Origin of the sequence: Vibrio pectenicida (genome assembly GCA_024347015.1) — a bacterium.
Lineage (GTDB): Bacteria > Pseudomonadota > Gammaproteobacteria > Enterobacterales > Vibrionaceae > Vibrio > Vibrio pectenicida.
This window is the reverse complement of record AP024889.1, coordinates 1,129,711-1,151,293: the sequence shown is the minus strand read 5'-3', so window position 1 is coordinate 1,151,293 and position 21,583 is coordinate 1,129,711. Positions and strand designations below refer to the sequence as shown.

The 21,583-nt window shown below is 41.5% G+C and carries 24 protein-coding genes; 16 read left to right on the top strand and 8 right to left on the bottom strand.

All coding sequences use genetic code 11. The annotated features are described in order from the left end of the window. The first annotated feature begins 47 nt into the window (after positions 1–47). The 3 genes from OCV27_RS05510 to OCV27_RS05500 all read left to right on the top strand — a co-directional run bounded on the left by OCV27_RS05510 (position 48) and on the right by OCV27_RS05500 (position 1,972). Complete coding sequence (locus OCV27_RS05510) at positions 48–542, top strand: peptidylprolyl isomerase (RefSeq protein WP_171361930.1); 495 nt, start codon at positions 48–50, stop codon at positions 540–542. Between the two features lie 59 nt (positions 543–601). After that, entirely contained in the window at positions 602–1,336 is a 735-nt protein-coding gene (gene lpxH / locus OCV27_RS05505; protein ID WP_171361929.1) for a UDP-2,3-diacylglucosamine diphosphatase, read from the top strand. 153 nt (positions 1,337–1,489) lie between these two features. Beyond that, complete coding sequence (locus OCV27_RS05500) at positions 1,490–1,972, top strand: YchJ family protein (protein WP_171361928.1); 483 nt, start codon at positions 1,490–1,492, stop codon at positions 1,970–1,972. A 79-nt stretch (positions 1,973–2,051) separates the two neighbouring features. On the opposite strand, the gene OCV27_RS05495 is transcribed toward OCV27_RS05500, so the two are convergent. After that, the gene (locus OCV27_RS05495; protein ID WP_171361927.1) at positions 2,052–2,336 is read right to left on the bottom strand and encodes a YeaC family protein; all 285 of its coding nucleotides are present in this window, start codon (positions 2,334–2,336) and stop codon (positions 2,052–2,054) included. A gap of 107 nt (positions 2,337–2,443) precedes the next feature. Between OCV27_RS05495 and OCV27_RS05490 the strand changes: the two genes are divergently transcribed. Beyond that, complete coding sequence (locus tag OCV27_RS05490) at positions 2,444–3,265, top strand: DUF2989 domain-containing protein (protein ID WP_337969384.1); 822 nt, start codon at positions 2,444–2,446, stop codon at positions 3,263–3,265. Positions 3,266–3,294: 29 nt separating this feature from the next. Here the strand turns inward: OCV27_RS05490 and msrB are convergent, their stop codons facing one another. Continuing rightward, positions 3,295–3,699, bottom strand: a complete 405-nt coding sequence (gene msrB / locus OCV27_RS05485) for a peptide-methionine (R)-S-oxide reductase MsrB (RefSeq protein ID WP_171361925.1) — start codon at positions 3,697–3,699, stop codon at positions 3,295–3,297. A 352-nt stretch (positions 3,700–4,051) separates the two neighbouring features. Here msrB and gap point away from each other — a divergent pair, with 352 nt between their 5' ends. The 8 genes from gap (at position 4,052) to OCV27_RS05445 (ending at position 10,727) form a co-directional block, all read left to right on the top strand. Next, positions 4,052–5,047: a type I glyceraldehyde-3-phosphate dehydrogenase gene (gene gap, locus OCV27_RS05480; protein ID WP_337969383.1), complete on the top strand. Its 996-nt coding sequence runs from the start codon at positions 4,052–4,054 to the stop codon at positions 5,045–5,047. Between the two features lie 185 nt (positions 5,048–5,232). Next, positions 5,233–6,117 (top strand): D-hexose-6-phosphate mutarotase, encoded by an 885-nt coding sequence (locus tag OCV27_RS05475; protein WP_337969382.1) that lies wholly within the window; start codon positions 5,233–5,235, stop codon positions 6,115–6,117. A 101-nt stretch (positions 6,118–6,218) separates the two neighbouring features. After that, positions 6,219–7,037 carry a 23S rRNA (guanine(745)-N(1))-methyltransferase gene (gene rlmA, locus OCV27_RS05470; RefSeq protein WP_337969381.1) on the top strand — a complete coding sequence of 273 codons (819 nt, stop codon included), beginning with the start codon at positions 6,219–6,221 and terminating at the stop codon, positions 7,035–7,037. A 302-nt stretch (positions 7,038–7,339) separates the two neighbouring features. Beyond that, the gene (locus OCV27_RS05465) at positions 7,340–7,696 is read left to right on the top strand and encodes a hypothetical protein (protein ID WP_337969380.1); all 357 of its coding nucleotides are present in this window, start codon (positions 7,340–7,342) and stop codon (positions 7,694–7,696) included. Positions 7,697–7,967: 271 nt separating this feature from the next. Then, the gene (locus OCV27_RS05460; protein WP_337969379.1) at positions 7,968–9,545 is read left to right on the top strand and encodes an alkaline phosphatase; all 1,578 of its coding nucleotides are present in this window, start codon (positions 7,968–7,970) and stop codon (positions 9,543–9,545) included. 101 nt (positions 9,546–9,646) lie between these two features. After that, positions 9,647–9,949 (top strand): ribbon-helix-helix domain-containing protein, encoded by a 303-nt coding sequence (locus OCV27_RS05455; protein ID WP_171361919.1) that lies wholly within the window; start codon positions 9,647–9,649, stop codon positions 9,947–9,949. Positions 9,950–10,033: 84 nt separating this feature from the next. Next, positions 10,034–10,429, top strand: a complete 396-nt coding sequence (locus tag OCV27_RS05450; protein ID WP_337969378.1) for a VOC family protein — start codon at positions 10,034–10,036, stop codon at positions 10,427–10,429. A gap of 13 nt (positions 10,430–10,442) precedes the next feature. Then, positions 10,443–10,727, top strand: coding sequence for a putative quinol monooxygenase (locus OCV27_RS05445; RefSeq protein ID WP_337969377.1), 285 nt, complete (start codon positions 10,443–10,445; stop codon positions 10,725–10,727). 34 nt (positions 10,728–10,761) lie between these two features. On the opposite strand, the gene OCV27_RS05440 is transcribed toward OCV27_RS05445, so the two are convergent. Beyond that, positions 10,762–11,688 carry a putative adhesin gene (locus OCV27_RS05440; RefSeq protein ID WP_337969376.1) on the bottom strand — a complete coding sequence of 309 codons (927 nt, stop codon included), beginning with the start codon at positions 11,686–11,688 and terminating at the stop codon, positions 10,762–10,764. Positions 11,689–12,167: 479 nt separating this feature from the next. Between OCV27_RS05440 and OCV27_RS05435 the strand changes: the two genes are divergently transcribed. The 4 genes from OCV27_RS05435 to OCV27_RS05420 all read left to right on the top strand — a co-directional run bounded on the left by OCV27_RS05435 (position 12,168) and on the right by OCV27_RS05420 (position 16,880). Continuing rightward, complete coding sequence (locus tag OCV27_RS05435) at positions 12,168–13,208, top strand: zinc-dependent alcohol dehydrogenase family protein (RefSeq protein ID WP_125322879.1); 1,041 nt, start codon at positions 12,168–12,170, stop codon at positions 13,206–13,208. Positions 13,209–13,291: 83 nt separating this feature from the next. Beyond that, entirely contained in the window at positions 13,292–14,956 is a 1,665-nt protein-coding gene (locus OCV27_RS05430) for a sodium:solute symporter family protein (RefSeq protein WP_125322878.1), read from the top strand. Further along, the gene (locus OCV27_RS05425) at positions 14,944–15,075 is read left to right on the top strand and encodes a putative transporter small subunit (RefSeq protein WP_215985797.1); all 132 of its coding nucleotides are present in this window, start codon (positions 14,944–14,946) and stop codon (positions 15,073–15,075) included. The genes OCV27_RS05430 and OCV27_RS05425 overlap by 13 nt, the downstream gene beginning before the upstream one ends. A 401-nt stretch (positions 15,076–15,476) precedes the next feature. Continuing rightward, positions 15,477–16,880 (top strand): hypothetical protein, encoded by a 1,404-nt coding sequence (locus OCV27_RS05420; protein WP_125322877.1) that lies wholly within the window; start codon positions 15,477–15,479, stop codon positions 16,878–16,880. A gap of 64 nt (positions 16,881–16,944) precedes the next feature. Here the strand turns inward: OCV27_RS05420 and OCV27_RS05415 are convergent, their stop codons facing one another. The 5 genes from OCV27_RS05415 to OCV27_RS05395 all read right to left on the bottom strand — a co-directional run bounded on the left by OCV27_RS05415 (position 16,945) and on the right by OCV27_RS05395 (position 21,554). Next, complete coding sequence (locus OCV27_RS05415) at positions 16,945–17,682, bottom strand: endonuclease (protein WP_125322876.1); 738 nt, start codon at positions 17,680–17,682, stop codon at positions 16,945–16,947. 161 nt (positions 17,683–17,843) lie between these two features. Beyond that, entirely contained in the window at positions 17,844–18,608 is a 765-nt protein-coding gene (gene fecE / locus OCV27_RS05410; RefSeq protein ID WP_125322875.1) for a Fe(3+) dicitrate ABC transporter ATP-binding protein FecE, read from the bottom strand. Between the two features lie 2 nt (positions 18,609–18,610). Then, positions 18,611–19,582: a FecCD family ABC transporter permease gene (locus tag OCV27_RS05405; protein WP_125322874.1), complete on the bottom strand. Its 972-nt coding sequence runs from the start codon at positions 19,580–19,582 to the stop codon at positions 18,611–18,613. Further along, complete coding sequence (locus tag OCV27_RS05400; protein WP_245986829.1) at positions 19,582–20,502, bottom strand: FecCD family ABC transporter permease; 921 nt, start codon at positions 20,500–20,502, stop codon at positions 19,582–19,584. The genes OCV27_RS05405 and OCV27_RS05400 overlap by 1 nt, the downstream gene beginning before the upstream one ends. A 125-nt stretch (positions 20,503–20,627) precedes the next feature. Further along, complete coding sequence (locus tag OCV27_RS05395; RefSeq protein ID WP_125322872.1) at positions 20,628–21,554, bottom strand: Fe(3+) dicitrate ABC transporter substrate-binding protein; 927 nt, start codon at positions 21,552–21,554, stop codon at positions 20,628–20,630. Positions 21,555–21,583: the final 29 nt, after the last annotated feature.

Below are 21,583 nucleotides of genomic sequence, written 5' to 3'. Positions count from 1 at the left end.
TATAGAATTCAGACTTTAAGTCAAAAAAGAAAACTAAGGACATCATCATGATCACCCTTCACACCAATTTTGGTGACATCAAAATTGAACTAAACGAAGCTAAAGCACCGGAAACATGCGCTAACTTTTTACAATATTGCCGTGACGGTTTCTATGATAATACGCTGTTTCACCGTGTTATTGATGGCTTTATGATCCAAGGTGGTGGTATGGAGTCCGGTCTGCGTGAAAAAGAAACCCGTGCTCCGATTAAGAATGAAGCGAATAATGGCTTGAGTAACAAAGTAGGAACTTTGGCTATGGCTCGTACCATGGAGCCACACTCTGCTAGCTCTCAATTTTTTATCAATGTAAACCCTAATACTTTCTTAGATTTTCGTAGTGAAAGTATGGATGGCTGGGGCTACTGTGTTTTTGCTGAAGTAACAGAAGGCATGGACATCGTCAACCAGATTAAAGAAGTCAGTACAGGCTCACACGGTATGCACCAAGATGTACCGCTTGAAGACGTGCTTATTACCGGCACCACTATCGAAGAATAATGATGGCAAGGGAGAGTATTAAGCTCTCCCTTATCAAGCCTTCAGGTTAACAAATAATTATGACCACACTATTTATCTCTGATCTCCACCTCTCACCAGCTCTACCTGAAATTACTGATTGTTTTGTTCGATTTATGCGTGAAGAGGCCATCCATGCTGACGCGCTGTATGTCTTAGGTGACTTATTCGATTTTTGGATAGGTGATGACGACCGTTCAGATTTTGCGAATCAAATTCGTAGTGAATTCCAATTCCTAACATCTTGTGGGGTGTCTTGTTACTTCACTCAAGGCAATAGAGACTTTCTTGTTGGTAAACGTTTTGCCAAAGAAACAGGAGTGACACTATTAGGTGATGAGACTGTCATTGAACTGTATGATAAAAAAGCGGTAATATTACATGGGGATACCCTTTGTACCGACGACCTAGAATATCTCAAGTTTCGCCAAACAGTTCATCAACCTTGGCTGCAAAAGATATTTAATCGTATACCACTTTTTATCAAGAAAAAAATAATCAACAAAGTGCAGACAGATATACGTTCAGATAAACAACACAAGTCGCTAGATATCATGGATGTTACCCAATCAGAAGTAGAAAGTGTCATGGAAAAACATCATGTCGAGCTCATGATTCATGGCCATACCCATAGGCCAAACATCCACACATTCCAACCTAGTGATAAACAAAAAACGCGCATCGTGCTCGGTGATTGGTACACTCAGGGCTCAGTTCTTGTTTTTACTAAAGACAGTTTCACGCTCGAAGTTAGACAATTTAACCAACTTTCGTGATTAATTACTGTCATTTTTGATCATATGTGGCTTAACGCTATGTTTAATAACATCATTATTAAACACTAAGGCTTATCTATCGGTTTCACTGTTGGTGAAATAGGATAAGTCTTGCTCCTCATTCAAATATTACCAGGCAAAACCGGAGTTAAAATGCAACCTTGTCCTTGTGGCACAAATAAATCTTACAATGACTGCTGTAAACCTGTTCATAATGATCACTCCAAGGCAAAGACTCCTGAGCAATTAATGCGGTCTCGTTATAGCGCTCACGTTAAAGCCTTGGTGAACTATATTATTAAGACCTACCACCCCAGCTGCAACGCAGAAATGCAAAAAGAAGCTATCCAACAGTCTATTGAGAGTGACTGGAATCAGCTCGAAGTGATTAATGCTGAAGATGGGACAAATAAGCAAGAAGGCTTTGTGACCTTCAAAGCTTACTACACAGAACAAGGAATCCAATATTGCCTTGAAGAACGCTCACGCTTTATTAGAGAAGATGGCCTTTGGTATTATATTGATGGTACTTTCCCTGATAACGGGTCTGAGTCCAATCCGAAAAACACTAAATTGGGGCGAAACGAGCCATGTGTTTGTGGCAGTGGTAAGAAATATAAAAAGTGCTGTGGGTAGTTAGCTGGGTCGATTGATAGGAGAAAATCAACCTAAGATAGAAGGTATAATCCCTTCTATCTTATTAGGTCAGCTACGGCTAAGATTGATTAGGATTAACCCTCATAATATCATCTTGCTCATTAGAAAATTGCTTTTTCAACTCAGATTTTGACTTAAAACTCATCTCGCCACCCTTGGCGACTGTCATATGTTGTGCTTCTGAGTTGTACTTTGACTGATATAACATCACAGCTTGCATACATGAATCTCGTTGCTGTTGCGAAAGTGGTGTACCCTCAGGCCATTTACCTGTCTCTACAGCGTATAACAGACGCTCATACGCCTCGGGTGTAATGGCATTAATTAGCTGCTCTGCGTCCATGGTCTATCCTTAAGTTGTAACTGATATGAGAAAAACATAACTAGCAATCGATCTGAGTCATGATTGCGTGCTGAAATAAGTGTAACGAATCATAAGCAATAATAAATATGAAGACACTAAAATTATTAGTAATAACCTTTCTAGCTGCCACAATCACTGGATGTTTCGAAAATAGAAGAAATACCGATCAGCTGTGTAAAGACAACCCCAAATTGCAATGTGAGAGAATGAATCAAAATGATGGCCAATGTAAGCTACCACGCACTAAGCTGATTTGGCACCGATACGATTCATTGAGAAAGCCTTCTGATATTATGCTCATTAAGGAGTATCATCTCGTTGCTGAATATAAAAAGTGTATAGAGCTAGCCTCACAAATTCAAACCATAGATCAAACAGAACTAAGAAGAAAACGATTCAATGCACTCGTTAACGCAGGTGAGGATCTCGAAATTCTAGTCGAAAGAATTAAAAAATCGACATCACCAGACGCATTATATTTCTTGTGGAGTCAAACTGGCGATGAAAGTGCTCGAAGAAGCTTTTTGCAGCAAGAAGGCAAACCCGCTTTAGAAACAGCTAAAATGCAATACGCTCTTGCCACTTTCTATACTAGTCGCGACCCTAATAAAACGATCAATTTACTTAACAAATCTCTCGAACTTAGCGATGGCGACAGCCTCAATACCGATATTTTCAAATCCCTTGCAAGTATCAACTACCAATTAAACCATAAAGAACATGCCTACATATGGGCTATGGTCGCAAGTGCATTTGAAGTCCCTGTTATAGCCTCAGAGCAAGAGATGAAACTCCTTTATGGATTTAGCGAGAACAAATACGAGCAGCTTGACGATATTGCAGATGATATTCAAAGCGCTCTAGAAGACGGTAAGTATAAGCGCAGTATGATGCCTAAATTCAACTGACCTGAAAGGATGAAACAATGAGCGGTGATTTAATCACCGCTTTCGTCCGATTTGTTGAAAATTAACGACACTGAGTTAACACAAAATCGTTCACCTGTTGTCTGGGGCCCATCAGGAAAAACATGCCCTAAATGGCTACCACAAGCAGCACACCTAATTTCTTTTCTTACCATTCCGTGGCTGAGATCTTCCAAATAGCATATTGCTTGGTCATTAATCGGCGCATCGAAACTTGGCCAACCACACCCAGAATCATACTTATTGTCGGACTGAAACAAAGCACTATTACAACAGGTACATTCGTAAATACCCGTGCTTTTATTATGCAGCAATTTACCAGAGAACGGAGCTTCCGTACCTTGCAATCTACAGACTCGATATTCTTCATCAGACAGCTTGTCACGCCAGTGTTCATCTGGTTTGTTAATTTTCATATTTGTCTGTTCCAATTCCAATTCCTCCTCTAAAAAGAATTCAATTATTTGACTTTTCGGTGCCAAAACTTGCGCTAGTCAGTATTTGTAGCACATACTTTAATTCCATGAAAGGATGGTTAAATATTCACTAATTAGTGAGCACATCCGAGCTATCTTATGTCAACTGGCTAAGAAAAAAACCTACAATCCGTTCAAAAGATAGTCAAATAAGACTTGTTATGAAAAAAAGCGACGCTTTTTTTTGACTTTAAACAAGTTAAGTCCGATTATCTGTTGCAGATTTTGACTGGATTCTGTAATTTTACTACCAGTTATCTTTAATCAGAAATTAAGTTGTGGAGCAACTATAATGACTATCAAAGTAGGTATTAACGGTTTTGGCCGTATCGGTCGTTTCGTATTCCGTGCAGCGCAAGAGCGCAATGACATCGAAGTTGTTGGCATCAATGACCTTATCGACGTTGAATATATGGCTTACATGCTTAAATACGATTCAACACATGGTCGCTTCAACGGTACTGTTGAAGTTGAAGGTGGAAACCTAATTGTTAACGGTAAAACAGTACGTGTGACAGCAGAACGCAACCCAGAAGATCTTAAGTGGGATGCAATCGGCGTAGACGTAGTTGCTGAAGCAACGGGACTTTTCCTGACTGATGAGACTGCACGTAAACACATCACTGCTGGCGCTAAGAAAGTTGTCCTTACAGGTCCTTCGAAAGACGCAACTCCTATGTTTGTTATGGGCGTAAACGACGCTACTTACTCAGGTCAAGACATCGTTTCTAACGCTTCTTGTACGACTAACTGTCTAGCGCCTGTAGCGAAAGTTCTTAACGACAAGTTCGGTATCGAATCTGGTCTTATGACTACAGTTCATGCGACTACAGCAACTCAAAAAACGGTTGATGGCCCTTCTGCTAAAGACTGGCGCGGTGGCCGTGGTGCTTCTCAAAACATCATCCCATCTTCAACTGGTGCTGCAAAAGCAGTAGGTGTTGTTCTTCCAGAATTAAATGGCCTTCTGACGGGTATGGCTTTTCGCGTACCAACTGCAAACGTTTCTGTCGTTGACCTAACTGTTAACCTTAAGACTGCTGCATCTTACGAAGCAATCTGTGCTGCGATGAAAAAAGCCTCTGAAGGCGAGCTTAAAGGCGTACTAGGTTACACCGAAGACCAAGTAGTATCACAAGATTTCATCGGTGAAGTTCAAACTTCAGTATTCGATGCTAAAGCAGGCGTGGCACTAACTGACAAGTTCGTTAAAGTGGTTTCTTGGTACGATAACGAAATCGGTTACTCAAACAAGGTCCTTGACCTTGTGGCTCATATCTCTAAGTAATTATGACTTAGTGTATCTAAGTCATTTTAAAATAGTATTAGCTAAAATGATTTAGTTAAAAGGCGGCCTTTGAACTGAGCCGCCTTTTTTGTATCTAGAGTTAGAGCAAGTAATTCCACATACTCGGTCATCAACATCAACAGTGTTAAATCTCTCGCTCTCCACACGATAGAGGTAAACAATCTATGGATTTAAAAACGCTTCCTGCCTTAACTGCATTATCTGACAAGGTGACCATCGTAGAAATCGAGCAGATAAAAGTTGTCCGGATTATTCATGAAAAGGCCATCGCAGGGATCGCACTACATGGAGGACATGTTGTCTCTTATAAACCAGCTGGACAAGAAGATCTCATCTGGATGAGTAAAAAAGCTATCTATGATGGTAAAACCGCACTTCGGGGTGGAGTTCCAGTATGCTGGCCTTGGTTTGGGCGTATCGCTTCTCCTGCACACGGTTTCGCTCGGGTACATCAATGGTCATTAATTCAGCACAGAGAAAATGATCATGGGGTTATTATTGAGCTAGGTTTAAATCCTTCACTACAGAGTTTGGATATCTGGCCATTTCAGTTTAATGCTCGGCTGATTATTGAAGTCGGGGACGAACTACAAATCACTCTCGACATAACCAATACAGACGACAAGTCGTGGACATTCTCTGGTGCACTGCATACCTACCTAAATGTGAGTGATGTTCGTAATACCACCATCATAGGTGTAGGACCGGAATATTTTGACAGCTTGCAAGACAGCGCTCAATTTAAAAGTAGCAATATACTGCAACTCACCAGCGCCATAGACCGTGTTTATACAAAACCAGAGAGCCATATTCATCTTCAAGATTCAGGCTATGGACGTAGATTAGGTATCGAAAATCAGGGACATAACTCAGCAGTACTCTGGAATCCATGGCGACATGGAGCCACCAATATACAGGACATGACTGATGACGGTTACCTTACTATGATGTGTATTGAGTCCAGTATTCATGCAGCAACCATTGAACAAGGGAAAGAGCTAAAACCAGGCGATAGCCATCAGCTCAAGACCAAGCTATCTGTGCACTAATCTAACGCGGCATGTCGTCTCTATGTAATTACATATTTGTGTTGGTCTGTATAGCACCTTGCTGTTAAAATTCGCCATATATATACTCACTAGAGATACTTATGTCTTACTCTTGTCCTCTGTGTGACCGCAGCTTGACTCTTTATGAACGTTCCTACCGTTGCGATAATAATCATTCATTTGATATTGCCAAAGAGGGCTATGTCAACCTGATGCCTGTGCAACATAAGCGCTCAAAGGATCCAGGAGACAATAAAGAGATGATGCAAGCACGCCGTCATTTCTTAGAAAACAATTATTACCAACCAATGCAAAAAAAGGTTGCACAGCTCTGCACTGAAAATTTAGTGGGTTCACAACATCGACTATTAGATATAGGTTGCGGGGAAGGCTATTACACTAATGAAGTCGCAACCCAATTGACGATGCAAAATCCAAGTGCCGTCACCTACGGACTAGATATCTCTAAAGTTGCGATTCGTTATGCTTCTAAGCGCTATCTAAATTGCCAATTTAGCGTCGCTTCTAGTACTCGTCTGCCTTTTTCAGACAGTAGCCTCGATGCAGTCTTGCGAATTTATGCTCCATGTAACCCAATAGAACTCCAACGCGTTATCCAATCGGAAGGGGCCGTGATAACCGTTGTTCCAGGCGCTCGGCATTTATATCAATTGAGAGAAAAGCTGTATGAAACAGTTAGGCTCCACGATGAAGAACCTGAAGAAATAGCTGGTTTTAAGCTTACACAGGAGATCAAGTTAAACTACGTAATGGCATTACAAAACGGCGATGCTGAAAAACTATTGCAAATGACACCTTTTGCATGGAAAGCCGACTTAACGCTACGGCATTCATTAGCGACGACAACATTGTTTGATTGCGAGGCCGATTTCATTATTCGGATCTATCACAAATCCTAGCCACTATTAGTAACATCAATTATCTAAAATAGTCTGGTGTGCTGACTTCCTAAACTAAACAATCATTATGTATCAATACGCTACGTTATCCATAACTTGTTGGGGTCTAATGGCTTGTTAAGCATCTAACCAGCAGGAGCCCAAACCTATAGCATTTTACATCACTGAGAATTCATTTCATGATACTTTGTCATCTAGGCACAGTTTGTGCTTGAATGCATTGAATACAAATGCTGTATTTTTTGCACAAGTTTTTGTCGCAATGGTCGATATAGTCGTAAGGGTGATGTAAGGAGATCGCTATGACACCAGTAGGAATGGAGCCAGCAAAGCTTATCCCTGCCCAGCAGGTCAAGCCTCAAGCGAGTCAGAGCGAGTTGAGTAGGACCTCGACTCCACTTAAAGTAGAGCAAAATAAAGTCACGCTTTCTGAAGAAGGCAAAGCACTACTTGCCGCTTTACAAGAGCTAGATAAAGAATCCAAAGCCACTGAAAACGCGAATAAATCAGTTGGAGATAAAGTAGAATCTTTTACTCATGGTGCTCTGGGTATCGATAAACCTGATGAGATTGCAACGGAGGAAGATGGTGCCTATTCTGCGGGGCAATTTCTTTCCGCAGCGGCAACCGTAGGAGGAATATTACTGGCGCTAGTATAACTTCCCAACTTCTGAAGTCCCCTAATCCACTCTGATGAAATATTCTTCGGAGAGAAACGCTCTCTCTACTAAACAATTGCGTCTTAAAACCTAAAGAGTACACAATCCAATCTTGTCACCAGAATCATCATTTATTGAAATGATATACGTCGACATGCACACAAATAAAACATTTAAATCAATACTTAATGAACAATTCATTGCTGACATAAATCTTAAATGTAACAGTGGTTTAATCTAGACACTTTTATTAACAAGGATAGATGATTGGATGAAGCACCTAACTAAACCTTTTATCACAGCGATAGTCACCGCTGTACTCTCTTTAGACGCACTTTCTGCACCAATTAAAAACGTTATTTTAATGATTGGCGATGGTATGGGCCCACAGCAAGTTGGTTTACTTGAAACCTATGCAAACAGAGCGCCCAACTCCATATATAAAGGCCAGCCGACTGCGCTATCCAAATTGGCTCAAGAAGGGGTAATTGGATCTTCGCTAACGCATCCTGAAGATGCCATTGTTGTCGATTCAGCATGTTCTGCAACCATGTTATCTACTGGCATATATACCGGCTCTGAAGTTATTGGTATCGACTCTCAAGGAAACCATGTACAAACCGTATTGGAAAAAGCCAAAAGCCTAGGCAAGGCAACGGGGTTAGTGTCAGACACTCGTTTAACCCATGCCACACCGGCCTCATTTGCTGCTCACCAAGCCCATCGGTCTCTAGAAAATGAAATTGCTATAGATATGCTAACAACTGGTGCTGACGTCATGCTCTCCGGTGGTCTTAGGCATTGGATACCAAAATCAACCAATGATAAAGGCGAAACATACAACCAACTTAAAGCTCTAACACAAGGTGATATCTATATTAAATCCAAGCGTAAAGACGAGCGTAACCTATTAACCGAGGCGAAACAGGCTGGGTACCAATTAGCCTTTAATCGCAGCACAATGGGCAATGCGACTGATGGCAAAGTTTTAGGTTTATTCTCATACTCTGGTATGGTCGATGGCATCACTTATAGCCTTAGTAAGCACGATCCTAAACGCACCCAGCCCAGCTTAAAAGAGATGACCGATAAAGCTCTTGAGATACTGTCACAAAACAAAGATGGTTTCTTCTTAATGGTTGAAGGAGGTCAAATAGATTGGGCAGCGCACAGCAATGATGCTGGCACCATGTTACATGAAATGCTTAAATTCGATGAAGCTATCGACTCAGTTTATCAATGGGCCAAAGGTCGAGAAGACACCATAGTTATCATTACTGCCGACCATGAAACCGGATCTTTTGGCTTTAGCTATTCCTCGCGCGATCTGCCTAAGCCACAAGAAAAGGACGGTGAAGCATTTTCTAATCGTAGCTACGCCCCTAAATTTAATTTTGGTTCATTCAATCTTCTAGATAGCCTATATAACCAGAAAAAGAGCTATTACAGCATTATTAGTGAGTTCCAGAAACTGGATGAAAACCAGCAGACAGCGACTAAGCTTACTGAAATAGTCAACAGCAATACCGAATTCCCTATCACCTCAAACCAAGCTTCAAACGTTTTAGCCAGCAAACCTAACCCATATCGCTTAGCAGGTCATTCATATTTATCAGCTGAAAATATTCCAGCAATTAATGACTTTGATGCCTTCTTCCCATACAACGATCGCGGTAATGTTCTAGCTAGAGAGCAAGCCACCAGCCAAAACATTGTATGGGGGACGGGTACACATACTCACACTCCCGTGAACGTATTTGCTTGGGGACCCGTGGATGCCATTATACCCATATCAAAAATAATGCATCATTCCGAGCTCGGTGAATACATCAAAACTCAAGTAAAATAAGCTATAAAACGCCCCATTGGGCGTTTATTTTTCATGCTGTTATTGACTGGGGATAAAAGCTAAGTTAGAAAGCTACCTCGTCCAATCTCCGTTAAAAATTTATGTGTGAACTTTTCTCTCACCAACCACAAGAAAATTACCAGATTATAGCTAAGTCGATTCGTATTGATGGTCATGCAACCAGTATCAAACTCGAAGCGAGCTTCTGGCATATACTAGAAGAAATTGCTCAGCTCCAAGGCATGACATTACCAAAATTCATCACTACTATTTATTCAGAAGCGCTGATATACAACCGCCAAATCAAAAACTTTACTTCCTTACTTCGATGCGCTTGTCTCATTTATCTTCGCCAGCCAGAAAATGTTATGAGCAACATATATCAGCAGCTCCAAATACCCTAAAAATAGTGAATGTCGTACTGGAGTACTACCAACACTCGCGTAAGGCCGTTTATTCTGTCCCCCTCATTTGAGCAGGAGGAAAATATGGCTAAGCTTATCCACACCATGATAAGAGTGCGTGACCTAAGTACTTCGATTAAGTTTTACCGTAAAGTACTGGCGTTAAACATCAAAGAGCAGTTTATTTTTGACGACTACACGTTAACCTATTTGGCAAACTCAGAAACAGGCTTCGAGCTTGAACTAACACATAACCACAATACCAATAAACTCTATACACATGGCTCTGGTTACGGCCATATCGCTGTAGTGGTAGATAACATTCAACAAACACATATTGAGCTTAAAGAATTAGGTATTCTACCGTCTGATATTAAAACGATTCATTATCAAGGTGGATTATTAGCAACACTATTTTTCATCACCGATCCTGATGGATACAAGATCGAGTTTCTACAGCGTAATGGAAGATACCAATAAATGAGTACAAAAAATGATTAACTTAACCGCCACTTTCCACGCTAAACCTGGTCAAGAAAACACTCTAAAAAAGCTCTTGGTTGATATGCTCATACCCACAAAAAATGAGCTTGGCTGCATTCGCTATACTTTGCTAAGAGACAAAGGCAATCCGTCAATATTTATGTTTCAAGAGCAATTTTCTGATCAAGCTGCATTTGATTCACACTGTAATGAGCCACATTTCTTGAATTTGCTGGACAATTTAGATGGCCTCTTAACAAGAGATCCAAGCATTACTTTCTTTGAACAGCTATAAATCAAAAAGAGCGCTTAAAGCGCTCTTTCTATACTTAATGGTTCGGTAAACCACCAACTTTCATTAGGTTTTCAATGACTGAATCTCGCCTTTGCTGGGGTTCAATGCTATCAGCATTAACACCACCTCCTTTATTAAAAGCGATCATATCATCTGTGGGATGTGCGCGACAGGCAGCAAAATGGACCACTCCCATATTGGGAACTAACAAAGATGAAAGTGTTCGAATGCTATTGAACATTACCCCACCGAGAAAAGCCGGATTATCAATGTGCCCTCCTAGCCCTTGGTGATCAAGTTCCCCAATATAGTGCTCTTTTATAGTTGCCCCTGGTCCTGCAACCTCTCGCACAGTGGGCACCTTATGTCTCCCCCAAACTTCTGGACATGCTATCGCTCTAACATCTACATCGCGTAAAAAGGCCTGATCATAAGTATAAAAGTGAACACTCGTACCTTGGGGAATTTGAATATGCGTGTTGAGGGTTGTTTCACCGTGGCCCAGAAAAACTATTTGCTTATCTCCGCGCCTTGAAGCTTGTTTCATGTTGGTAACTGTCGTTTTACTGATTGCCGTTGTTTTGCCTAGCATTAATGGCTTAGTCGGCGGTAGAGCTTTTTCATAAACCTTAGAGTTGCCAAGGTCGCTATTAAAATACACGCCGTATTCGTCGACAAGAGACTGCAGCGCTTTTTTGGTATTGGTATCCTTATCAAAAACCCTAAATGTGTATGAAGAGTGGCGATTTACCCAATACTTACAGGCATTATCGGCTGGCTTGAGGTCTGTCGGTGCCTCTTCATTGATAGCTTCGACCAAAACATCTTTAATTTTCTTCAAATCGGTGAGTTTCACAATATCACTTTTAAGTTTAGGTAATCCAACCGTTTTCTTTCGACTACTTTTAGTACTAAGAATACAGCTATCAATCTCTCTCAAAACCAACTGTTTCGTAAACATAACTTTACCCCTCTTATCAAAGGCTTATTGACAAGAAAAAGTATAGAATCAATATTGAATATATGTGTATTTATAATCAAGTTAAGTTAACAGTATCAATATGTAACAAAAGCAATGTCTTTACTATTACAATTATCATAATTTATTATTCACTCATATCAAATCCACAAGTCAACATATAATCAATATTAAACATTGACAAAGATCAAACCAAATATATATATAGTTAATTTAAATAACAGTAATTAATTATTTAAAACATTTCAAAAAATAATATACTGGTACGACCAGAATAAATAATTATATGCAATCGTTTACTTTTATTTTACCTATGTAATAATCCTAAAAAGAACTTCAATATCAACACCTTAAGTAACAATTAAGATTATAGGTAAGTATATTTTTAAAAGATCGGCTTGTACAGATAAATAATATATAACGATATTTTCCATATTTAATCATTGAAAAGGTGAAATAACATGAAAGCTTATGTAATGGACGATAAAGGCAATCACTCCCTTCAAGAAAGACCGCAACCAACTTTAATTGATGACAGTGACGTTATAGTTAAAATTGAGAAAACTACAATTTGCGGCACTGATCTTCATATATTAAGAGGTAACGTGTCTACATTTAAAAACGATACTATTCTTGGCCATGAAGGGGTTGGCATTGTAGAAGAGTGTGGTAGTCGTGTCAGCAAATTTAAGCCTGGGGATCGAGTTATCATTTCTTGTATTACTTCATGCGGTAGTTGCTCGATGTGCCAAAAGTCTCTATTTGGTCAGTGCCTAAATGGAGGCTGGATATTGGGAAATGAAATTGACGGATGCCAGGCTGAATATGTAAGAATTCCTTATGGTGATAATAGTTTATTTCATGCACCAGAAGATATAGATTCAGAATCATTAGTCTTCTTAAGCGATATTTTTCCAACTGGCTATGAAGTAGGGGTATTGGATGGAAAATTAAAACCAGCCGATTCTGTCGCCATCATAGGCTGTGGTCCAGTAGGTTTGGCTGCTTTAATGTCAGCTCAACTCTTTTCACCCAGTAAAATATACGCCATCGATAACAACCCTCACCGTTTAGAGGCAGCAAAACAGTTGGGCGCAACCCATACAATTAACAACTCAGAAAATACCGCTGTTCAACAGATCCTAGATATTACCGATGATATTGGAGTAGATGTTGTTATTGAAGCAATCGGAATTCCTGCGGGTTGGGACATGTCTCAGAAACTCGTCCGCCCAGGGGGCAATATCGCGGTTCTGGGTGTGCACGGAAAACCTGCAACAATTAACCTCGAAGATATGTGGAAGCGAAATTTCACCATGACTGCTGGGCTTGTACATACTTATACCACTCCCGCACTTATTAAACTAATTCGCGCCGGCCACTTACACCCAGAAAAACTATGTACTCACCATTTCGAGCTCAATGAAACCGAAAAGGCATACGATACCTTCATCAATGCAGAAAAGCATAACGCTCTAAAAGTGATGATCACTAACAGCTAGAAGCTTTGTGAACTTGAGAGACTACTCTGGAGTTCACTTTTCCAACCAGAGATTTCTCTGTAAAAGAGAAATAAGGAAAAGAGATGTATCAAATGTCTACTCAGACAGCATTAATTTTGTTGCTCTGTTTTTATGGGTTAACTTTTCTTGTTTCACTCACACTGGCAAGAAAAGAAGAGAATGTCGATGGCTATATGGTCTCCAATAATTCCATAGGGTTTGGTATGGCAGCAGCCAGTATGACAGCCACATGGATATGGGCAGCCTCTTTTTATGCTGCGGCCACTTCCGGGTATAAATACGGCTTATCAGGCGCGCTCCACTATGGCTTTTGGGGGGCTTTGATGATTTTCTTCATCTATCCATTTGGAAAAAGATTCAGACAGATCGCCCCAAAAGCGCATACCCTTGCAGAGATCATGCACGCTCGCCACGGCAGTGCCAGCCAGATGATCATGGCAGGCTCTAACATAGTTGGAAGCCTGATAAGTTTAACGGTCAATTTTACAGCCGCTGGTGCGCTGCTAGAAATACTGTCTCCATTGAGCTTTATCCATGGTGTCATTATTGCTGGAGTCGGCGTGCTCAGCTACACCATATGGTCTGGGTTCCGCTCTTCTGTCACCACTGATTTTGGTCAGGTGGTAGCAATGATCTTTGCAGCAGTAGTTATTATCCCGATTATATTTTTCAAACTTGGTGGAAGCAATTTGTTTGAATCTGGAATGCAACTAATTACCAAGGAACAATCCAGCTTTTACTCAAAGACAGCAATACTAGAACAAGGTGCTCCCTACTTTGTCGCCGTCCTTGCCTATGCGATTGGAAACCAAACTATTGCCCAGCGCCTTTTTGCAGTAAGAGAAGATCTCTTAAAACCAACTTTTATTACCGCAACCTTCGGTTATGCCTCTATTGTTATAGGGCTCGGTATGTTGGGATTTCTCGCTCTCCTTGCCGGGATCACTCCTCAGGACGGTAATTACAACAATCTAATACCACAAATGGCGGCAACCTATCTTTCACCATTTTTAGTTGGTTTGTTTTTTATTATGGTTATTGGCTCACTTTCCTCGACAGCAGATTCTGATCTATCGGCGCTGTCAGCGCTCGTGATGACTGATATCTATGGTAAGCACTTGTCAAAAGGTAAAATCAAACCCAAAACCATGCTCTTTATTGGTCGTCTGACTATGGTTACAGCCACTTTTTCAGCCATGCTACTGGCATGTTTAAAGTTTGATATTTTGACCATGCTGGTCTTTGTCGGAGCCCTCTGGGGGGCGATAGTCTTCCCTGTGATAGCAAGCCTATATTGGGACCGAGTGAGTAATCTCGCCTTTACCAGTGCTGCCATTACCGGCTTTGGGATGTTTATCATTACTCGGTTTGAGTTCATCGAGCTGCAAGGATTAGCAGCCTTGTTCTTCGAGTGGATGGCATCTATGGGGGGAGGCGTTGTGATTGGTTTAATGGCATTTGGATTCTTTGGTTTTAGAGCAGCCTGTATCATTGGAGGCATTGCTTTTATTAGCATCGCACCTTTTGCTTTAGATTCACTACGTGATTACCCCGTATTGTTAAGTTCAATGACCGCTTATGGTGCCAGTACCCTAGTGTGCGTAGTGCTAAGCTTGAGATCTAAAGAGCACTTTGATTTCAATAGTATTGGTAATGATGTTGTTTCCTTTAATAAGGCAGACACACGCGGTAAAGAGCTAGAAGGAGTACCACAATGTCAAGTCTAGCATTAACTTTATATGTCCTAATTTGGCCTGTAATGGCGCTGAGCGTTATGGTGCTTTTGTGTGTCAGCCTTTATCGAGATATTCGCAAAGCTAAAAAAGAAGGTAAAGAACTAGTCTAGTGTCAATCTCAGGGCTCTTCGTACGGTGAGCCCTGATAACCAGATGCTTGGATGAAGATATTGCGCCAGCCTTTTATTTATCTCTACAAGTCAATCTTTCATTGAACAGGCAGTTGTTAGGATTCAAAAAGCCTGAGCCTGTTCCAAACTCCAAAAAACAACCAATTGCCTAAAAACACAAAAAGATTAAAGCTGCATATAAATAAGTTGTTTATGAAAAAGCCAACATACAAGTAAAGACATTATTTTTTATATGCACCTGATATTCACACACCAAAATCGGAGCAACCAACACCACAAGCTTAACCAAAAAGATTCCAAATCATAAAATAGTGAGCAAGTACTTTTTGCATGTTCATTGCCTATCCATTCCTAACAATATTGATTTTAGAGGCATGTTAATGAAACAACATACACTTTATATCGCCGCACTTTGTCTTACTTCTCCCTTTGTCTCGGCGACCCAAAATACGGAATTACCCGAAAGCGGTGGAAACTCATTCTATCGCTCTATAGGTAAACTCAGTGGCAACATGACTTGTACATTATCTTTTGTACAATTTAGCGACAATATCAATGCACCAGCCACTTTCCTATCGAATGGGCACTGTAGCCAAAATGCTTTTAGCTCTTCAGCAAGCAACGATGTAACTGTGGGAAAAGCTGTAAACTACACGGCTAAATTTAACTACTTCCAAGACTCAATAGAGGCTGGAGAGACAATTTCAGTTGGCATTAATAAAGTCTTGTACTCAACGATGAAAGGGGTAGATATCTCAGTGTTATCGTCAGATCAAACTGTCGCTCAATTAATCGCGCAAGGCTTAACACCCTATCGGATTTCCCAAGATTCGCTACCTTCTGAAACAGCCATAACCGTTGCTGGTGTTCCTATCGACGTCGGGGCATTACAGCTATCACATTGTGAATCTGGAGATACATTTAATGTGATTGAAGGCTATTGGCATTGGTATGACTTTAATGAGAATAACTGCCAAGGGATTTCTTCAGGAAGCTCAGGATCACCAGTATTCGATAACAATCAAAACATGGTCGGACTAATTAACACCACCACTAATACTGCTGTCGGAAAAACTTGCTACAGTGGCAATCCTTGCGCGGTTGATGGCGAAGGTGCTCACGTTAAGAAAAACAAGAATTACGTTGTTCCTATTCAAGACCTAAAGCAATGCTTCAATTCAAGCGGAACCTTTGCATTAAATAGTCCAGGCTGTCCATTACCTAAGTCCAGCAACATCAATATCGCTAACTACCCTTACATATTCAGTGGTGAGAACTCTAGGTATAAACAGTGGAAATTCACCGTCAACAGCGAAAGTAAAATACGCTATAAAAACATCTTAATATCTGATAACACTCAAACTTGTCAGGATCTTTCAGGCTACAGCGCTCCAATAGACGCAAGCCAAGTCAACTTCAGCGAAACCAAGATAGATATCAACAAAGAAGGCATTCATCAATACTGCATCATAGGGGAAAATGATAATGCATCTGCACCAAATGTAGTCCAAGTCCAAGTCGATAATACAGCCCCTTCAACCAAGCCGATACTTAACGTGACACCTATTGGCTTTGAACCTATCTTTATGGTTCCTGAATATTCTGATTACTGGCTAGCTTGGGGCAACCCAGACGAGATTGACTGTGATGATGCTCGTTATATTCAATATAGAAGAAACCCTATCCGTATCCAATCAGTACCACTAAAAGTTTGTGTGTATGGATTTGATGCGGCAGGCAACCAAAGTCCAAACTTTGATTACCTTATCGAGAGTCCATTTTAACTATATTATCGACTAATTAAGTCAACGAATAACCACCCCTCTATACCATATTAGGGGTGGTCATTTATAAAGGGCAACGCTGCTCAAGTATAGGATTAGATGACTGCTGCGCTGCACTTATCCGTTTACCAATTTCACATTCAACGTTTGTCATAGGATATTGACTATCCCAAGCATTCATAAGCTTACGTTGGGAACCACTCATCTGATAAATAGGATAAACAGCTTCCATGTAAAGGTAAGCCCTCGCTATCTTTCCTCGTGCATTCTCAGGTGGTTGTACTTTTTTAGCGTCAATTCTCATATCACAACTACCAAAACTTGATGTACTATTTGCCAACATAACAAAATTATAATTTTGTCTTTGTGCATTAACACTACCAATTGCTGGATACAAGTTAAACATATCAGCCTGCATTAAACGATAATCCTTGCTCACTTTAGACGCACAATTGCGGCCTTTAAATGCCTTACCTTTACTGTCAACACAATCAGGATGTCCATCACGCCAAGCAGGGAAAGCTCGTCCAAAGTTCTCTGCTGGGACAATATGTTCAGCTTCCCATTTATTTAAACGTCCACGATATTTGTCGGTCGTAAAACCTTCTGGCAAAGTGACGTACTTGTTGATATTAAACGACGCATCACAATACAAAGTACGCTGAATCGCATCACCAACAAAGATCTCTTTCTGCATCAACTGTTTAGCCTTACTGAAAGACTCAATATGGGTATTCCCCAAAGCAAAAACTACGTGAGGAAGCAGCGCAAACCACAACACAACACATCTCGCTACTAACATCTGCTCGATAGCTCCAATTAATAAATGTTAAACATATCAATTAAAAATCTACCATATGACAGCTCTAAGAGATATGTTTAAGGAACCCTATATTATCCGGATAGTTTACTATTGAGTGAAAAAAATAGTAAAAATCAGCAATAGCATTAAATTAGATTTTTCTAAACCGCCACGCACATTGGAGTATTTGAGACCGGGTCTCGAAACACATTAGCTTTTAGATCAAAAACATCATTAAGCAATGTTTCCGTCATCACCTCATCAGGTGAACCTTGCTCAACAATGCACCCTTGCTTTAACACCACTAAATGATTGCAATAGCGACACGCCTGATTGAGATCGTGTAACACCACTACCACAGTCTTCCCTTTGGCATTCATTTGCTGGATCAATTTCATTAGCTCAACCTGATGCGACATATCTAGGTACGTCGTTGGCTCATCAAACATTACCACATCCGTATCTTGCGCTACCACCATGGCAATCCATGCCCTTTGCCTCTGCCCTCCCGACAAAGAATCCAAGGTTTTATCAGCATACTCAAGAACACTTGTGTCACGCATTGCTTGTTCAACGATATTTTTATCATCTTGATCCAACCTTCCCCAATGCGAAACATAGGGAGAACGCCCATATTCGACCAATTTTCGAACCGTAATACCTTCAGGGTTCACCAGTATTTGTGGTAACAGGGATAAGGAACGAGCTAGAGCTTTATCGCCATAACTAGACAATGTTTTGCCTTCAAGAAACACTTCACCTGAGTTGGCTTTATTAATCCTTACAAGGGTTTTCAACAAGGTCGATTTACCACACCCATTTGGCCCAACCAAAGCAGTGATTTTTCCCTTGGGGATAGACACAGACAGATTGGCAATAATGGTTTGTTTTCCATACGCAACGGAAAGGTTCTTGGTTTCAAGCATGGTTACCAACCTCGATAACGATAAAGAAGAAAAATAAAATAAGGTGCGCCAATCACAGAGGTAAGTACCCCTGCAGGTAGTTCAATCGGCGGCTGCAAACCTCTAGCGAGACCATCGGCACATGTGACTACAATAGCGCCGATCAGCGCGGAAGCAGGGATCAACATTTTATGGTTGTGCCCAAACAACAAACGAGCTAAATGTGGCGCAAGTAACCCGACAAAACTGATGGTTCCAGCAACTGAAACACTAATGCTAGCAAGTAAAACGGCCGATATAAGCGCAAAAACCTGAACCTGCTTTGGGTTTATCCCAAGCGTGGTTGCACTTTCTTCGCCAAGTCCCATGACATCTAAACGCCACGCTAGCCAAAAAGCAAACGGCAGCAAGATGGCTAAGGCCCCCCAAATAAAAGGCACTTGCTGCCAATTTCTGCCCCAAAGACTGCCGGTGAGCCAAACCATTGCTGTATTAATTTCTAAAGGATTGGTAATAAGTAAAAAGTCGATCCCGCTTGCCAGAAACGCACTAACTGAAATACCAATTAGGGCAAGTTTTGCAGGTGTTGGTTGCGACCACCAAGCCAATAATGCAATCAGTCCCGCCGCCAAAATGCCACCCAACATGGCAACCAAAGGCAAAATATTCACCGGCGCACTTGGAAACAGAACTAAGCAAATTGTGGCCGCAAGACCCGCTCCAGCACTAATGCCCATCAGATCAGGAGAAGCCAATGGGTTGCATATAACGCCTTGCACCAACACGCCAGAGAGTCCAAGACCGGCCCCGACACTAATCGCAAGAAGAGCGCGTGGCAATCGGTACTGATGAATCACAAAGTCATCGCTCGACAATGCAAGCAAATGTTCAATCACTTGTGACACGCTCAGCGAAGCAGCACCCACAAATAGACCTGTGGATGCCACCAACATAACTAGGCCAAATAAGAAAAATAGTTTTGTCCTGTGATGCATCAGGCTCTCCTCATCGCAAGCAAAATAAAACATGGCGTACCAAGTAAAGCAGTGATCACCCCAACAGGAGTTTCGGTCGGAAAAGCAATGGCTCTTGATATTGCATCTGACCAGGCCACAAGAGCCGCGCCAGCAAGCGCTGAAATAGGGATCAACAAATGATAGTTGTGGCCAATAATCGGCCGAATTAAATGAGGGACTAACAAGCCAACAAAACCAATTGGGCCAGCAATCGCAACGCTTGAACCAGCCAACAATACAATCGCGGTTCCACTTAACACGCGAGTGAGCCAGATATTACTCCCTAAGCCAATCGCGACTTCATCCCCCAACGCCAACACATTGAGATTACGAGCGAGACCTAAAGCTAATATCAATCCAGCTAACACTGGCGGCCAAAGCTGCTGCCATTGATTATTGTCTAGGGTCGATAAAGATCCAGTCAGCCAATGTAATACGATATAAGCCATATCATCGCCAAGGATCAATGCCGCTCGTGTGATACCAACAAGAAGCGCGCTAATTGCAATGCCAGCTAACACTAGGCGCAAAGGGTGAGAGCGAGCAGAGAAAAAGCCGCCAAGAAGCATCACAGTAATGCCACTTAGTAAAGCGCCACAAACTGCATTAATAATAGGGTTTAGCTCAGAGAGGATAGGCAGACCAATAGACGCAAGCACCATAAAACACGCGGCACCTGCGTTAATACCAAGAATTGAAGGAGACGCTAAAGGGTTTCGGGTTAAACCTTGCATCAGAAGGCCTGACACAGCGAGGCCTGCGCCAATTAATAGCCCTGAATAAGCTCTTGGCGCTCTGAGCGTGGCTAATATCTGGTGCGTGATATTAGCTTCATCAAACGCAAACCAATATTCAATCAAGTCGGAAGCGGTCAGTGTAAAACTCGACCAGCCCAGCATAGAAGCAATGTAGCCACAAAAAGCCAAACTCGATACCAATCCGACCAACAAAATGACTCGCCAAGCAAAACTCTGCGAGTGTGTATTCTTAACGTCAAGCCCGCAGTTTAACAGTACCCCATTACTCATGAGGGGTCCAAAATCTGCTCAAGGTTTGTTGCCATTTGCTCAGCGGCCAACATACCTCTATTTAGTGACCAAAGCTCAGGTGACACTTCAACAAGGCGTTTATTTTTTGCCGATGTAAGTAGATTAAACAGTGGATTTTTCTGCCAATCATTAATCACATTAGGGTGGGAATAAGCCCCCAAAAGTAGCCAATCTGGGTTGGTTTTTAGCAAGAGTTCGAAACTGGTCGGCAGGTACGCTTTGTTGGTTTGCTCTTTGATAGGACTTGAAATCCCTAATGTTGTCAGCACGCCACCGGCATAAGAGGCTGGGCTATGTAGCCACATACCTTTGTCTGACACCACGGCAAATTGAATAGTTTGCTTGAGAGAAAAATGCCCCTTAAATTCCGCCATGGTTTGGTGGTGGCGCTCAATTCTTTGCTCCATGGCAAACTGCTGATTAAGCGCAGCGCCAATTTTGCGTGCCGACTCTAAGTTCTCTTGATAAGTTTCCCCTCGACTCTTAAGAAGTAGCGTAGGCGCGATTCGTTGCAAATCTTTTAAAACCGTGCGGTGGCGCTCAGCATCCGCAATGATCAAATCCGGTTTTAAAACCGCAATCGCTTCTAAACTTGGTTGAGCGCGCATACCCACAGATTTCCATGGTTTGATGAGTTTGCGCACCGCCGGAATCACCCGAGAAGCGTCGTTATCATCGGCAACGCCGACAGGTGACACGCCCACCGCAGCCAATGCATCGACAAAAGAAAACTCCAACACCACAACACGATGCGGCGTGGTATCAATTTCAAACAAGCCTTGCTCATCTCGTATCGTTCTAGGGCTAGCTGAAGTTGTAAAAGAAGATAAAGTAACCACCAACAAAGCCAAAACAGATCCTAATCGCTTATGTGGTAACAAACGTCGAGCGTGATTATTCATAGCTAACTTTCCTTTAACGCTAAAACCAT